The 13,645-nt window shown below is 59.5% G+C and carries 14 protein-coding genes and 1 tRNA gene; 11 read left to right on the top strand and 4 right to left on the bottom strand.

Going from position 1 to position 13,645, the window contains the following annotated elements; all coding sequences use genetic code 11:
- The first annotated feature begins 1 nt into the window (after position 1).
- The 6 genes from sufC to VR71_RS15680 all read left to right on the top strand — a co-directional run bounded on the left by sufC (position 2) and on the right by VR71_RS15680 (position 4,471).
- Positions 2 to 757, top strand: coding sequence for a Fe-S cluster assembly ATPase SufC (gene sufC / locus VR71_RS15705; protein ID WP_045685710.1), 756 nt, complete (start codon positions 2 to 4; stop codon positions 755 to 757).
- Complete coding sequence (sufD, locus tag VR71_RS15700) at positions 757 to 2,046, top strand: Fe-S cluster assembly protein SufD (RefSeq protein ID WP_009818912.1); 1,290 nt, start codon at positions 757 to 759, stop codon at positions 2,044 to 2,046. The genes sufC and sufD overlap by 1 nt, the downstream gene beginning before the upstream one ends.
- Positions 2,046 to 2,531 carry a YIP1 family protein gene (locus VR71_RS15695; protein WP_045685708.1) on the top strand — a complete coding sequence of 162 codons (486 nt, stop codon included), beginning with the start codon at positions 2,046 to 2,048 and terminating at the stop codon, positions 2,529 to 2,531. The genes sufD and VR71_RS15695 overlap by 1 nt, the downstream gene beginning before the upstream one ends.
- On the top strand, positions 2,528 to 3,124 hold the full coding sequence (locus VR71_RS15690; protein WP_296430463.1) for a Yip1 family protein: 597 nt from the start codon (positions 2,528 to 2,530) through the stop codon (positions 3,122 to 3,124). The genes VR71_RS15695 and VR71_RS15690 overlap by 4 nt, the downstream gene beginning before the upstream one ends.
- 1 nt (position 3,125) lies before the next feature.
- Entirely contained in the window at positions 3,126 to 4,346 is a 1,221-nt protein-coding gene (locus tag VR71_RS15685; RefSeq protein WP_045685703.1) for a cysteine desulfurase, read from the top strand.
- Between the two features lie 48 nt (positions 4,347 to 4,394).
- A tRNA-Arg gene (locus VR71_RS15680) sits at positions 4,395 to 4,471 on the top strand.
- 12 nt (positions 4,472 to 4,483) lie between these two features.
- On the opposite strand, the gene hpt is transcribed toward VR71_RS15680, so the two are convergent.
- Positions 4,484 to 5,026: a hypoxanthine phosphoribosyltransferase gene (gene hpt, locus VR71_RS15675; RefSeq protein WP_045685701.1), complete on the bottom strand. Its 543-nt coding sequence runs from the start codon at positions 5,024 to 5,026 to the stop codon at positions 4,484 to 4,486.
- 71 nt (positions 5,027 to 5,097) lie between these two features.
- Between hpt and VR71_RS15670 the strand changes: the two genes are divergently transcribed.
- The gene (locus tag VR71_RS15670; RefSeq protein WP_045685700.1) at positions 5,098 to 5,550 is read left to right on the top strand and encodes a type II toxin-antitoxin system RatA family toxin; all 453 of its coding nucleotides are present in this window, start codon (positions 5,098 to 5,100) and stop codon (positions 5,548 to 5,550) included.
- Positions 5,551 to 5,565: 15 nt separating this feature from the next.
- Here the strand turns inward: VR71_RS15670 and VR71_RS15665 are convergent, their stop codons facing one another.
- The 3 genes from VR71_RS15665 to VR71_RS15655 are packed head-to-tail and all read right to left on the bottom strand — an operon-like array spanning position 5,566 to position 7,663.
- Complete coding sequence (locus tag VR71_RS15665; RefSeq protein ID WP_045685698.1) at positions 5,566 to 6,036, bottom strand: CinA family protein; 471 nt, start codon at positions 6,034 to 6,036, stop codon at positions 5,566 to 5,568.
- Positions 6,033 to 6,530: a phosphatidylglycerophosphatase A gene (locus VR71_RS15660; protein WP_045685695.1), complete on the bottom strand. Its 498-nt coding sequence runs from the start codon at positions 6,528 to 6,530 to the stop codon at positions 6,033 to 6,035. Before VR71_RS15660 ends, VR71_RS15665 begins: the two co-directional genes overlap by 4 nt.
- Positions 6,521 to 7,663: a bifunctional 2-C-methyl-D-erythritol 4-phosphate cytidylyltransferase/2-C-methyl-D-erythritol 2,4-cyclodiphosphate synthase gene (locus tag VR71_RS15655; RefSeq protein ID WP_045685693.1), complete on the bottom strand. Its 1,143-nt coding sequence runs from the start codon at positions 7,661 to 7,663 to the stop codon at positions 6,521 to 6,523. Before VR71_RS15655 ends, VR71_RS15660 begins: the two co-directional genes overlap by 10 nt.
- A 160-nt stretch (positions 7,664 to 7,823) precedes the next feature.
- Here VR71_RS15655 and dusB point away from each other — a divergent pair, with 160 nt between their 5' ends.
- The 4 genes from dusB (at position 7,824) to VR71_RS15635 (ending at position 13,643) form a co-directional block, all read left to right on the top strand.
- The gene (gene dusB / locus VR71_RS15650; RefSeq protein ID WP_045685691.1) at positions 7,824 to 8,843 is read left to right on the top strand and encodes a tRNA dihydrouridine synthase DusB; all 1,020 of its coding nucleotides are present in this window, start codon (positions 7,824 to 7,826) and stop codon (positions 8,841 to 8,843) included.
- Positions 8,840 to 9,913 carry an ATP-binding protein gene (locus tag VR71_RS15645; RefSeq protein WP_009818902.1) on the top strand — a complete coding sequence of 358 codons (1,074 nt, stop codon included), beginning with the start codon at positions 8,840 to 8,842 and terminating at the stop codon, positions 9,911 to 9,913. Before dusB ends, VR71_RS15645 begins: the two co-directional genes overlap by 4 nt.
- Before the next feature lie 2 nt (positions 9,914 to 9,915).
- Entirely contained in the window at positions 9,916 to 11,277 is a 1,362-nt protein-coding gene (locus VR71_RS15640) for a response regulator (RefSeq protein ID WP_009818901.1), read from the top strand.
- Between the two features lie 98 nt (positions 11,278 to 11,375).
- Complete coding sequence (locus VR71_RS15635; protein WP_367118661.1) at positions 11,376 to 13,643, top strand: ATP-binding protein; 2,268 nt, start codon at positions 11,376 to 11,378, stop codon at positions 13,641 to 13,643.
- Positions 13,644 to 13,645: the final 2 nt, after the last annotated feature.

The raw sequence follows: 13,645 nt of genomic DNA, 5'->3' as shown, positions 1-13,645 counted from the left end.
AATGTTGGAAATCAAAAACCTGCACGTCGATCTTGAAGAAGAGGACAAGACCATCCTCAAGGGTGTGAACCTGACCGTCGAGGCTGGCAAGGTGCATGCGATCATGGGGCCGAACGGCTCTGGCAAATCCACATTATCCTATGTTCTCTCGGGGCGCGATGGTTACAAGGTGACCCAAGGCAGCGCCACGCTCTCTGGCGTTGACTTGCTTGATATGGAGCCAGAAGAGCGCGCGGCGGCAGGGTTGTTTCTCGCATTCCAGTATCCGGTGGAAATCCCCGGCGTGGGCAACATGACCTTCTTGCGCACCGCCGTGAATGCGCAGCGCAAGGCGCGTGGCGAGGACGAGATGAGTGCAGCAGATTTCCTCAAACTTGTGCGGGAAAAGGCCAAAACCCTGCAGATCGACGCCGAGATGCTGAAACGCCCCGTCAATGTAGGCTTTTCCGGTGGTGAGAAAAAGCGAAATGAAATTCTCCAGATGGCCATGCTGGAGCCCAAGATGTGCATCTTGGACGAGACTGACTCGGGCTTGGATGTGGATGCGATGAAGCTGGTGGCGGACGGGGTGAACGCTCTGCGGGATGCCGGACGCGGTTTCCTTGTCATTACGCACTACCAGCGTCTGCTTGACCACATCAAACCGGACGTAGTTCACATCATGTCTGATGGCCGGATCATCAAGACAGGTGGCCCGGACCTCGCCCTTGAGGTAGAGCAGAACGGGTACGCCGACATTCTGTCGGAGGGCGTGTAATGGCTGCGCCGCAAGCAAAGCAGGACGTGGTTGAGGCGCGATTGAGTGCGTTGACCCTGCCGGAGGGGGGCAAGTGGATCACAACAGCCCGTGAGGCCGCTTTGCGGCGGTTGAGAACATTGGGATTGCCGGACCGCCGTGACGAATATTGGAAATTCACCCGACCCGACACACTGGTGCAAGCCAATGCGCCGGAAGCCGCCTTGTTACAAGGGGCCGAGGAACCAGAGGGTTTTGACGCGGTCAATCGCCTGAAACTGGTGTTTGTGGATGGGGTGTTCGATCCCAAGGCAAGTGATGATCTGGCACTCGACGGCGTGCGGATCGAGCGACTAAGTGAGGCTGCAAAAACCGATATCCATTGGGCGCGCGACCTCTATGGCGTTCTGGAAGAGCGCGGACAGAGCCCCGTTCCCCGTTCCCTCGCGGCATTCAACACGGCCTTTGCAAGTGATGGGATGCTGATCCATGTAACGGGTCGTCCGAGCAAGGCTATAAATCTGATTTATATCCATAAATCAAAGACTTCAGACGCGGTATTGCACCATGTGATCAAGCTGGAGACCGGAGCTGAGCTGACCATTCTTGAGAGTGGTCCGGCGGCGGCGCGGCTCAACAAGGTCATGGAAGTCGAGATCGCGGATGAGGCGACATTTCACCACATTTGCACCCAAGGCCGAGATCACGAGCGGCGCGCGGTCACGCATCTTTTTGCCCGGCTGGCGGCGCAGAGCACGTTCAAATCCTTTACCATGACAGCCAATGGAAAGATGACACGCAATGAATGCGTGATCGAACTGACCGGCGATGACGCTGTGGCCCATGTGGCGGGCGCTGCTATGGGGGATGGTGATTTTCATCAGGATGACACGGTGTTCGTCACCCATGATGCGCTGCGGTGTGAGAGCCGTCAGGTGTTCAAGAAAGTCTTGCGCAAGGGCGCGACCGGCGTATTTCAGGGTAAGATTCTGGTCAAACCGGGCGCGCAGAAAACCGATGGATATCAGATCAGCCAGGCGCTTTTGCTGGATGAGGACAGTCAGTTTCTAGCTAAACCAGAGCTGGAAATCTATGCTGACGATGTGGCCTGTTCGCATGGCTCGACCTCGGGCGCAATTGACGAGGACGCGCTCTATTATCTGCGTGCGAGGGGGATTCCAAAGTCATTGGCGACGGACCTGCTGACATTGTCGTTCTTGGCTGAAGCTGTTGAGGAAATCGAAGACGAGACCCTGCGTGAGGAAATCAACGGTCAGCTGGCTGGCTGGCTGGAGCGCAGGCGCCGCTGATGCCGGTCACAACAGACCTCGTCGCCACCTATCGCGGTCCACGCCGGGTGGTGCGGCGCTTGCTCGCCATGGGACCGCGTGAGGATCGCGCGCTGGTGATCTTGATCGCGGCCTGCGTTGTTGTGTTCGTTGCACAATGGCCGCGGCTGGCGCGCGAGGCACATTTCACAGGGCAGGAGTTGAACCCCATGTTGGGGGGTGCGTTGCTGGCGTGGATCTTCTTTGCGCCGCTCATTTTCTATGCTTTGGCGCTGATATGCCATGGCATTGCGCGGCTGTTTGGCGGTCGCGGTTCGGCCTATGATGCGCGGGTTGCGCTTTTCTGGGCGTTTCTGGCGGCAAGTCCTCTCATTCTTTTGCATGGGCTCGTGGCAGGATTTGTCGGGCCAGGACCGGGATTGCAGGCTGTTGGTCTCTTGTGGTTGCTGGTGTTCTTGTGGTTTTGGATGTCGGGTATGATCGAGGCGGGATGGAGCAAGGCATGACCCAGGCGCAATTCAAGGCGCTCTTGATAGAAACCCTGTTTCGCCCGCGTGACGCTGCGCGGGCGCTGATGGGTTTCGGGCTCCCGCAAAAGATCTTGTGGATGGCTTTGGTGCTGATGTCTGTGCTGAATGCCATCGTCTATTCCGTATCGTTGCGCCTCTCGCCTCCGACGGATCCCACCGCCGTGACGATCATGCCGCCTGCGTTCCATTCCCCCCTGCTCTTTACGCTTTTCTTGTTTGGGGCGCTCGCCATCACCGTATTTGCTCTGTTCTGGGTGGGTCGATCGCTTGGCGGCAAGGCGCGGATGGAGGATGTGCTGGTCTTGATCTGCTGGTTGCAGGTGCTGCGACTGATCCTGCAAATGGCGGTCGCCGTTCTTGTTTTGACTGTGCCTTCGGCTGCGGTTCTGTTGATCTTTCTGTCTTCAATCTGGGGGATCTACATTCTGATCGGCTTTGTCGATACCGCGCATCGCTATGATAACATGCTGAAATCTGCTGGTGTGATTGTACTCTCCATCGCCGCGATGGCGGTAGGATTGACCATTCTGCTAAGCTTTATCGGCGTGGCTGCAATGGGAGGAGCATGATATGCTCGATGTTGAAAAAATTCGTGCCGACTTCCCAATCCTTGGACGAGAAGTGAACGGCAAGCCATTGGTTTATCTCGACAATGGAGCATCTGCCCAAAAACCGCAGGTTGTCATAGATGCCGTCACCAAGGCGTATTCGATGGAATATGCCAATGTGCATCGCGGGCTACACTATCTGAGCAACCTCGCAACCGAGAAATACGAGGCGGTTCGTGGTATCGTCGCACGGTTTCTGGGTGTCGCGGATGAGGATCAGATCATTTTCAATTCTGGCACCACCGAGGGCATCAATATGGTCGCCTATGGTTGGGCCATGCCGCGGATGCAGCCCGGCGACGAGATTATTCTCAGCATTATGGAACATCACGCCAATATCGTGCCTTGGCATTTTCTGCGGGAACGGCAGGGGGTGGTGCTCAAATGGGTGGATGTGGATGCGCGCGGGGGACTTGATCCACAAAAGGTCATTGATGCCATCACGCCAAGAACAAAACTGATTGCAATTACACATCTTTCCAATGTGTTGGGGACCAAAGTTGATGTGAAGGCGATTTGCGATGCGGCGCATGCCCATGGCGTGCCGGTGCTCGTCGATGGCTCTCAGGCAGCGGTGCACATGCCCGTCAACCTCGATGAGATGGGCTGTGATTTCTATGCGATTACGGGCCACAAGCTCTATGGGCCGTCGGGCTCTGGCGCGATCTATGTGCACAAGGATCGTATGGCTGAAATGCGTCCCTTCATGGGGGGCGGTGACATGATCCGCGAGGTGACGCGCGACAGCGTGACCTATAACGATCCACCGATGAAGTTCGAGGCGGGAACGCCCGGTATCGTGCAGACCATCGGGCTTGGCGTGGCGCTTGAGTATATGATGGGCGTTGGGATGCATGCGATCAGCGCTCACGAGGATGATCTGAGCCGATATGCTCAAGAGCGCCTTGCGGGGCTCAACTGGATCAACGTCCAGGGTAGCATGCCGGACAAGGCCGCGATCTTCTCCTTCACAATGCAAGGGGCTGCGCATGCCCATGATATATCGACCATACTCGACAAGAAGGGGGTGGCTGTCCGTGCCGGCCAGCATTGTACAGGGCCACTGATGGAGCATCTTGGCGTGACAGCCACCTGCCGGGCCTCTTTTGCCATGTACAACACACGCGCCGAGGTCGACGTGTTGATCGAGGCGCTCGAACTGGCGCATGAGCTATTTGGCTGATTTTGCGATTGCGGGGCAGATCATGCCCCGCTATACCACCGCGCAAGTGGACCCATAGCTCAGCTGGATAGAGCGCTGCCCTCCGAAGGCAGAGGCCAGAGGTTCGAATCCTCTTGGGTCCGCCAGATCAAATCACCTCAAATCTCAACGAAACGGACCTTGCCGATATAAGGTAGGTTTCTATTTCGTTGTGCGTAATCAATGCCATAGCCGACGACAAACTCATCTGGGATTTCAAACCCGATCCAATCAGCGTGAATATCCGCTTCGCGGCGAGAAGGTTTGTCCAAGAGCGCGATGGTGCGGAGTTTGTGCGGTCTTCGGCTCTGGAGGAGGTGCAACACATGAAAGAGCGTGTGGCCCGTATCGACGATATCCTCGACCACCAGCACATCACGTGCTTCAATGTCACCTCGTAAGTCTTTGAGAATACGCACCTCTCTACTGCTTTCCATTGAATTTCCATAGGAGGATGTTTCGACGAAATCGACCTCTACCGGCAAATCCAGCTCTCGCACCAGATCGGCGATGAAGATGAAAGACCCGCGCAGCAGACCCACGACCACCAGTTTCTGCGTTCCCGCGAATTCTGCCTCGATCTCATGCGAAAGCGCCTCGATTCGGGCGGCTATGCTCTTGGCAGAAATCAGTTTATCGATAACATAGGCTTGCTGTGGCATGCGACCCTCTTGCACTTCTGGTCTTAGTCTAGGAAAAAGCGCGCCACTGTCACGCGGAAACCGGGGCCCAAATGCCATCACATTCAGAAAAACGTATTCTAAGCTACTCGGCCGATCAGATGTATGCCCTGGTTGCAGATGTGGCCAGCTACCCTCAGTTTCTGCCCTGGACCGCTGCGGCGCGCATCCGCAGCGTGCGGCCGCAAGATGATGGATCAGAAGTTATGGAAGCGGATTTGGTTATTAGTTTCAAGGTGTTCCGGGAGAAATTTGGTAGCCGAGTCGTGCTGTGGCCGCAAGATCGGCGGATCGAAACAGAGTATCTGGAGGGGCCGTTTCAACATATGCGCTCGAACTGGCAGTTTCGTGACGTGAAAGACGGTTGCGAGGTCAGTTTTGACGTTGATTTTGCGTTCAAGAACAGGTTGTTGCAGTCCGCGGCTGATCTATTTTTCTATGAGGCGATGAAGCGGATCGTGCGGGCCTTTGAGCAGCGGGCGGACGCGCTCTACGACAAAACATGAGGATTGAGGTCCAAGTTATTGAGATAAATAACTTAAGAGTAACTTTAAGGCGTGATCCCTCGCTCTTTCTCGGACCGTTTTGCGGCCTAAAGGGCCAAAATCGAGCGTTTCCGTGACTGTGTGACGCCCGGTCCTCGCGAGACCAAAGCAAACGCGACCTTCGGGCTTCTGCTCGGAACCGCCGGGGCCTGCGATTCCGGTAATCGAGAGTGCCAGTTGGGCCGCGCTATGGGAGAGGGCGCCTTCGGCCATTTCGCGTGCGACCTGTTCGGAGACGGCACCATAGGCCTCTAGCGTGGTTTGCGAGACATCCAGCATCTCTATTTTTGATATATTTGAATATGTTACAAAGCCACGTTCAACCACTGCGGATGAGCCGGGGATTTCAGTCAAAGCCGCTGCGACCATACCACCCGTACAGCTTTCGGCGGTGGTGATCATCAGGCCACGCTGTTGGGCTCGGTCGAGAATATCCTGTGCAATCAAAGCCCTAAGACCCCATGATAAAAGCCTGCGGCGAGCATGACGCAGAGTGCGGCGGCGAGGCCGGCGAGGATGTCGTCAAGCATCACGCCCAAGGCATCGTTGCGACGGTCGGCCCAGCCGATGGGGCCAAGTTTGGTGATGTCAAAGAAACGGAAGGCGAGGAAGGAAAAAAGAAAGCCGGGCCAAAGGCTTAGGAGATCCGCCCCAGCATGGGAGGCGCCAAGGGAGACCGGAAGGAACGCCAACCATTGACCTGCAACCTCGTCAATAACGATCTCCGATGGATCGTGGTTCAATTTTCCCTTTGTTTCCAGCGCAGTAGCCCACCATCCTATCAAGAAGGCGAGAATGACCCCTCCTGCAACGAACAGTGGGCCGCCTACAAGATGTAGAGCGAGTGCCACAGGCAAGGCCGCCAGTGATCCCCATGTTCCCGGTGCGGGACGCAGATGGCCAATGTAGAAAAACGTGCAAATCAAGTGGGTTAGGCGCATGTCTTGACCAATGTTACAACGGCTTGGGCGGCGATGCCTTCTTCGCGACCGGTGAAGCCCAAACGTTCGGATGTGGTCGCCTTGACGGAAATTCGGTCACTGGCGACCCCGGTGATCTCGGAGAGAGTGGCCTGCATCGCGGTGGCATGCGGGGTGATCTTGGGGTGCTCACAGACAAGAGTGACGTCTATATTATTGATTTTAAATCCACATTCATCAGCCAATGCAACGGCATGGCGTAGAAAGATGTGACTTTCTGCACCCTTCCATTGGGGGTCGCTTGGTGGGAAGTGACGACCGATATCGCCCTGCGCCAGACCACCATATATGGCGTCTGTGAGAGCATGAAGCCCCACATCCGCGTCAGAATGGCCTTGAAGCCCGCGGTCATGCGGAACCGGGACACCGCAGAGCATGCAATGGTCGCCGGGGCCGAAGCGGTGAACGTCGAATCCTGAACCGACTCTTATATCCATTTGATTTCCAAGTATTTTCTCTGCACGTGCAAAGTCGTGCGGGTGGGTGATCTTGAGATTATCCTCATGGCCCGCGACGATAGCAACCTTGAGTCCGGCGGCGCGCGCGACGGCTACGTCGTCTGCGGCATCCCCGTCGTAGGTGCGATGCGCGTCAAGTATGGCGGTGAATTCAAAGGCTTGCGGTGTTTGCGCCCGGTAAAGGCCGGTGCGGTCGCGGGTTCCGGTCACATATCCGTCCGCGCCGGTCCAGAGAGCATCGGTGATGGCGAGGGCCGGGGCCAGTCCGGGGGTTTCCGAGTGGCGCAATGTGTCCACCATGTACGTTATGTACGCGGCTTTTGTACAGCATCGCGCAACGTCGTGGATCAGCACATAGTCGGGCGGATTTGAGGCCAGCGCCTCTAACCCGTTTCTGACCGATTGCGTGCGGGTGTCGCCCCCGGTTGTGATGAAAATCCGTGGGTCCGGAGCGAGATGATGCAGATCGTCGGGATGAAGAACGACCACAATGCGGTCGATCCCTTGGGCCGCATGAAAGGCGTCGAGGGTCCAGTCAATGACGCGGCGGCCCAGAAGGGGCTGCCACTGTTTGGGGCTGTCCCCGCCGGCGCGAGTGCCCCGGCCTGCGGCGACGATGAGGGCGGCGGTTGTCATGCCTCTTGATTAGGCCGGGTTTTTGCCAAGCGCAATGGCTGAGCATACGCCTAAAAAATAGGCGACGACACGATGGGTGGCTGTTATTTAGGCCGCCAATCATTGTTTGAGGCAGAGTTCACAGGTAGAACTTCGGAATTGCACAAGGATTAGGCAGGGCATGCTGAGGATCGCGGACAGGCAGATTGCAACGCCGGTGTTTCTGGCCCCGATGGCGGGAATCACGGACCTGCCGTTTCGGACGGTGGTCGCGGGATTCGGAGCCGGTCTGGTGGTGAGCGAAATGGTCGCGAGTCAGGAGATGGTGCAGGCCAAACCCTCGGCACGCGGCAAGGCGGAGCTTGGGTTCGGGATCGAGAACACGTCGGTACAATTGGCGGGCTGTGACGCGCATTGGATGGCGGAAGCGGCGCGGGTCGTGGCGGATCAAGGTGCGCGGATCATCGACATCAATATGGGTTGCCCGGCCAAGAAGGTTGTGAGCGCTGCTGGGGCAGGGGCCTCTGGGTCGGCGCTGATGCGGGATATCGATCACGCGCTGCGGTTGATTGAGGCGGTGGTCGGGGCGGTCGATGTGCCGGTGACGCTCAAGACCCGTTTGGGATGGGATGAAGGCTGCTTGAATGCGGCGGAGCTGGCGAAGCGGGCAGAGGCGGCGGGTGTGGCGATGATCACGGTGCATGGGCGCACGCGGTGCCAGTTCTACCGCGGCGCGGCGGATTGGGCGATGATTTCAGATATTGTGCAGGCCGTTAACATTCCGGTCATCGCGAACGGCGATATTGTGGGAGTTGCAACGGCGCGCAGGGCCATGGCGCAATCGAATGCTGCGGGTGTGATGATTGGCCGGGGCGCGCGCGGGCGACCTTGGCTACTGGCGGAAGTTGCGGCGGCGATGGGGCATGGGACGGCCCCAGAGGTGCCGCGCGGTGCAGCGCTGGCGGATCTGGTGGCCGGGCATTACGAGGCGATGTTGGGCTTTTACGGCCGCGATTTGGGTTTGCGCGTCGCGCGCAAGCACCTCGGCTGGTATATGGAGGCGGCGGGCAGCGAACCGGAGATGCGCCGCGCGGTGTTGACGGCGGATCAGGCCAGCGTCGTTCTGGGCCTTTTGCCCGAGGCGATGGCAGCGGAGCCTGCTGCGCAAAGCGAAGACTGCGCTTCGAGGGCGGCGGCATGAGCATCGAGGACGCGTTCTGGATCTCGTTGCCGGTCCCGGCCCTGTTGCTCGATCATCAGGATCGGATCGTCGGGATCAATCCGGCGGCGGAAGGCTTTATGATGTCGTCGTCACGGGCGCTTGCGGGACAGCCGGTCTGGGACAAGCTGGCGGTCAATGCGCCGCTGGAAGAGGCGTTTGAACGGGCGCGGGTCAATGGCGCGCCGCTCTTTGTCAATGATGTGGATGTGGGCACCGGCGAGCGCGCGCCGATGCAGTGTAATTTGCAGGTGGCACCCTTGGCGGGCAGTCCGGGGCATATGATCATGCTGATCAGCCCGCGCGAGTTGGCTGGGCGCATGGTGCAGAACAGCAGCGTCAAGGCGGCGGCGAAATCCGCGATCGGCATGGCGGAAATGCTGGCGCATGAGATCAAGAACCCCCTTGCGGGGATCACCGGGGCGGCGCAGCTCTTGTCGATGACGCTGGGACCAGAGGATCTCGAACTGACCGATCTCATCGTGAGCGAGAGTCGCCGGATCGTGAGTCTGCTGGAGCGGGTCGAGCAGTTTGGCAATATCAGCGCACCCTCCATGCGCCCGGTCAATGTGCATGATGTGCTGGACCGGGCGCGGCGCTCTGCGATGCTGGGCTTTGCCGCGCATATGGCGCTGGTCGAGGATTATGACCCGTCGCTGCCGATGGCGCTCTGTGATGGGGATCAGTTGTTGCAGGTGGTGCTGAACCTCTTGAAGAATGCGGCCGAGGCGGCACGCGGGCGGCCCGGAACGATCCGGCTGCATACCTATTACGAGCAATCGCTGCGGGTGCGGCGGGGTGAGGGGGAGGGTAAGGCGCTGCCCCTTCAGATCGAGATCATCGACGATGGTCCCGGCCTGCCACCGGAGATTGCCGATCAGGTGTTTGACCCCTTTGTTTCGGGACGAGAGAACGGAACCGGATTGGGATTGGCGCTCGCGGCCAAGATCATTTCGGACCATGACGGATGGATCTCGGTCAATTCCGTGCCCGGGCGCACGGTGTTTCGCATCTCGTTGCAACGGGCAGCGGATGAACCCAAGGAGGCTTGACGATGGATGGCACGGTATTGGTCGCCGATGACGACCGCACGATCCGAACGGTTCTGACGCAGGCGCTGACACGGGCGGGATGCCGGGTGCATGCCACGTCGAGCCTGACGACGCTGATGCGGTGGATTGGCGAGGGCAAGGGCGATGTGGTCATTTCGGACGTGATGATGCCCGATGGCAATGGGCTCGAGATGCTGCCCAAGATCGCACAGGACCGGCCCGGCCTGCCGGTGATCGTGATCTCGGCGCAGAATACGATCATGACGGCGATCAAGGCGGCGGAGGCAGAAGCCTATGATTATCTGCCCAAGCCGTTTGATCTGCCTGATCTGATGAAGCGCACGGCGCGGGCGCTGGAGGCGCGGGCGCGCAGGCCCATTCGCGAGCACGAGGTGGAGCGGCCCGAGGAACTGCCGCTGATCGGTCGGACGCCAGCGATGCAGGCGCTCTACCGGGTGGTTGCGCGGATCATGAACACCGATCTGCCGGTGATGATCTGTGGCGAGTCGGGCACGGGAAAATCCCTGATTGCCAAGGCGATCCACGATTTCTCGGATCGTCGGACCTTGCCTTTTGTGACCGTGACACCGTCGGATTTGCGGGAATTGGATGGTCCGTCGCGGGTGATGGCGCGGGTCAAGGGGGGCACGATCGTTCTGGACGAGGTAACAGACCTGCCGCCCGAGGCACAGGGCCGGGTGGTGCGGATGATGGATGCGCCGGGCGATCATGTGCCGCGCTTCATGGCCACGAGCCGGGTGCCGCCGGGGCAGGCGCTGGACGAGGGCACGCTGCGTGAGGATCTCTATTACCGGCTGAGCGGGGCTGTGATCGACGTGCCGAACTTGCGGGCGCGGGTCGAGGATATTCCGCTCTTGGCCGAGCATTTTCTCGGGCGCGATGAGCGCGACGGGCAACCCGCACGGCATCTGTCGGAGCAAGCGGCGGAGTTGATGCGCGCCTATAGCTGGCCGGGGAATGTGCGGCAGTTGGAGAATGCCGTGCGGCGAATCGGGCTGACGGCGGTGACCGAGGAAATCAGCCGGGCCGAGGTCGAGGCCGTGCTGGGCAATCAGCCGCGGTCTGAGCCGGTGATGCGCGAAGGGCGCGGCGAGAGCCTGACCGCCTCGGTGGCGGGACATCTGCGACGGTATTTTGATCTGCATGGCGATGCTCTGCCGCCTGCGGGGCTCTATACGCGGATATTGCGCGAGATCGAGCTTCCGTTGATCGAGATTGCGCTGGATGCGACCGCTGGCAACCAAGCGAAATGTGCGGACCTCCTGGGTATCAACCGCAATACCTTGCGCAAGAAAATCACCGATCTGGATATTAACGTGACACGCCGCCGCAAGTTGATGTAAAACTGCAACAGGACTGTTGCTAAATGGGGCACGCGCGCCCCGACGGTCCATATGTTGCGGGGAAGCACAAGCGACCCCACGAGTGATGGGGGACGTGCGTGGTAACGCAGACACGCGGGATCAGAGGCAGGCGCCTGTCGTGGGAGGGGATCAACCGCCTGCGACGGCTGCAACGGTTGCAGAACTGGGCGACCCTGAGCCTTGTGCTTTTGGGTCCGGTGCTGGCGATGGCGACCTATCTGATGATGGGCCCGCTGGATCAGGGGAGCACATCAGATGGGCTGCGGCTCGTGCTGTTGTGCGACATGGTCTATGTCTTGATGGTGGCCGGATTGGTCATGCAGCGCGTGGCGCGCATGGTGGCCGCGCGGCGCAGTCGGTCGGCGGGGTCTCGGCTGCATCTGCGGCTGACGGGTGTGTTTGCGCTGATGGCGCTCTTGCCCACCATCACCGTGGCGGTGTTTGCCACCCTGTCGGTGAACATGGGGTTGGAAGCATGGTTTTCGGAGCGCGTTGGCCGGGTGGTGGACAGTTCTGTCGCAGCAGCCCAAGCCTATGAAGAGGAACATCGGCGCGATCTGGAAACCGATATTCGGGTTTTGGCGCGGGTGATCAATGCCACCAAACGCGCCGCTGTCTTTATGACCGATGGCGATATCCGTCAGGTTCTGTCCTCGGGGCAGCGCGAGATTCAGCGCGGTCTGCGCGAGGCCTTTGTGATAGATGGCACAGGGGAAATTCGGGCACGGGGCGAGCGATCCTATTTGTTCGACTTTGAAAAGCCGACTGAGGCGCAGATCAACGAGGCCTATGCGCAAGGCGTGGTGGTGATCCGCGATTGGGAGAATGACGAGTTTCGGGCCTTGATGCCGCTCGATGCCGTGCCGGACCGGTTGCTCTATGTGAGCCGGACGGTCGATGGCGCGATTCTGAACCTGTTGGATGAAACCAAGGAAACGGCGGCCTTTTACAAGCAGCGCGAGAGCGAGCGGGGGCGTGTTCTGTTTGAGTTCGGGCTGCTTTATCTCGGGTTTGCCGTGATCCTGATCCTGGCCGCCATCTGGCTTGGGATGTGGTTTGCCGAACGGTTGTCGCAGCCGGTGGGCCGGTTGACCTCGGCGGCACAACGGGTGGGCGAGGGGGATCTTGACACCCAGGTGCGCGAGGAGGAGGGCGACGATGAGATCGCGCAGTTGAGCACCTACTTCAACCAGATGACACGGCAGTTGAAGGGGCAGCGTGAGGCGCTCTTGACCAACACGCAGCAGATCGAGCGGCGGAGGCGGCTGTTTGACTCTGTGCTGGGGTCGGTTTCATCCGGGGTTGTCGGGCTGGATGCGCAGGGCCGCGTTACCTTTGTGAACCGCGCCGCCGAACGGCTGCTCGATTGGGGGGAGGATCAGCAATCCGTGGCCCTGAGTGCAGCGGTGCCGGAATTTGCGGCGCTGTTTGATCGGTTGCGCACGGTGCCCGGCGGATTTGTGCAGGAAGAGATCAAAGTCGCGCGCGGCGACCGGCAGGAGAACCTGCTGGTGCGCATGTCAACGCGGATCAGCGAAGAGGGCCGTCGCGAGGGCTATGTGGTGGCGTTCGACGATGTGACCGATCTGGTGGCGGCGCAGCGTATGGCCGCCTGGGGAGATGTGGCGCGGCGGATTGCGCATGAAATCAAGAACCCGCTGACGCCCATTCAATTGAGTGCCGAGCGGATCAAGCGCAAGTTCGCCAAACAGTTGCCGCCGGACGAGGCCGCGAGTCTTGAGCAATTGACGGATGTGGTGGTACGGCAGACCAATGATCTGCGCCGGATTGTGGATGAGTTTTCGAAGTTCGCGCGCATGCCGGAGCCTGTGACACAGCAGGAAAGCCTGACGCAGGTCTTGCGTGAGGTGGTTCTCTTGCAAGAGAGCGGGCAACCGGAGGTGCGCTTTGACGTGGCGCTGGAGACCGGGCCATTGCGGGCCGATATTGACGCGTCGATGATCGGGCAGGCGCTGACCAATCTGGTGAAGAATGCCGGCGAGGCGATTGAAAGCCTGCAAGAAAAGGGTGCGCCTGCGGGACATCGGCCAATGATCCGCATCGAGAGCAGGGTTGAGGATGGCAACGCCGTGATCCGCATTTCGGACAATGGGATCGGATTGCCGCTGGATCGCGCGCGGCTCTTTGAGCCTTATGTGACGACGCGGGATAAAGGCACCGGGCTGGGCCTGCCCATCGTGAAGAAAATCATCGAAGAGCATGGCGGGACGCTTGTGCTTGAGGATGCAGAGCCGTTTGAAGCGGGGGCACATGCCGGGGCGATGGCCGTGGTGCGGCTTCCGCTGGTGGCGGAAGAGCTTGTAGAGGCCAATCTGGCTGTTTGAGG

Source organism: Roseovarius sp. BRH_c41, from assembly GCF_000961715.1.
Lineage (GTDB): Bacteria > Pseudomonadota > Alphaproteobacteria > Rhodobacterales > Rhodobacteraceae > Roseovarius.
Note: the sequence above shows the minus strand (reverse complement) of the source record. Positions and strands in the feature narration are given on the sequence as shown.

Excerpts from the sequence above, each read along its gene's own strand:
- sufD (WP_009818912.1), top strand. The coding sequence starts at position 757 with ATGGCTGCGCCGCAAGCAAAGCAGGACGTGGTTGAGGCGCGATTGAGT.
- VR71_RS15645 (WP_009818902.1), top strand. The coding sequence starts at position 8,840 with ATGAGCATCGAGGACGCGTTCTGGATCTCGTTGCCGGTCCCGGCCCTG.
- VR71_RS15660 (WP_045685695.1), bottom strand. The coding sequence starts at position 6,530 with ATGCGCCTAACCCACTTGATTTGCACGTTTTTCTACATTGGCCATCTG.
- VR71_RS15640 (WP_009818901.1), top strand. The coding sequence starts at position 9,916 with ATGGATGGCACGGTATTGGTCGCCGATGACGACCGCACGATCCGAACG.
- VR71_RS15655 (WP_045685693.1), bottom strand. The coding sequence starts at position 7,663 with ATGACAACCGCCGCCCTCATCGTCGCCGCAGGCCGGGGCACTCGCGCC.
- VR71_RS15690 (WP_296430463.1), top strand. The coding sequence starts at position 2,528 with ATGACCCAGGCGCAATTCAAGGCGCTCTTGATAGAAACCCTGTTTCGC.
- VR71_RS15685 (WP_045685703.1), top strand. The coding sequence starts at position 3,126 with ATGCTCGATGTTGAAAAAATTCGTGCCGACTTCCCAATCCTTGGACGA.
- VR71_RS15670 (WP_045685700.1), top strand. The coding sequence starts at position 5,098 with ATGCCATCACATTCAGAAAAACGTATTCTAAGCTACTCGGCCGATCAG.
- hpt (WP_045685701.1), bottom strand. The coding sequence starts at position 5,026 with ATGCCACAGCAAGCCTATGTTATCGATAAACTGATTTCTGCCAAGAGC.
- VR71_RS15695 (WP_045685708.1), top strand. The coding sequence starts at position 2,046 with ATGCCGGTCACAACAGACCTCGTCGCCACCTATCGCGGTCCACGCCGG.
- sufC (WP_045685710.1), top strand. The coding sequence starts at position 2 with ATGTTGGAAATCAAAAACCTGCACGTCGATCTTGAAGAAGAGGACAAG.
- dusB (WP_045685691.1), top strand. The coding sequence starts at position 7,824 with ATGCTGAGGATCGCGGACAGGCAGATTGCAACGCCGGTGTTTCTGGCC.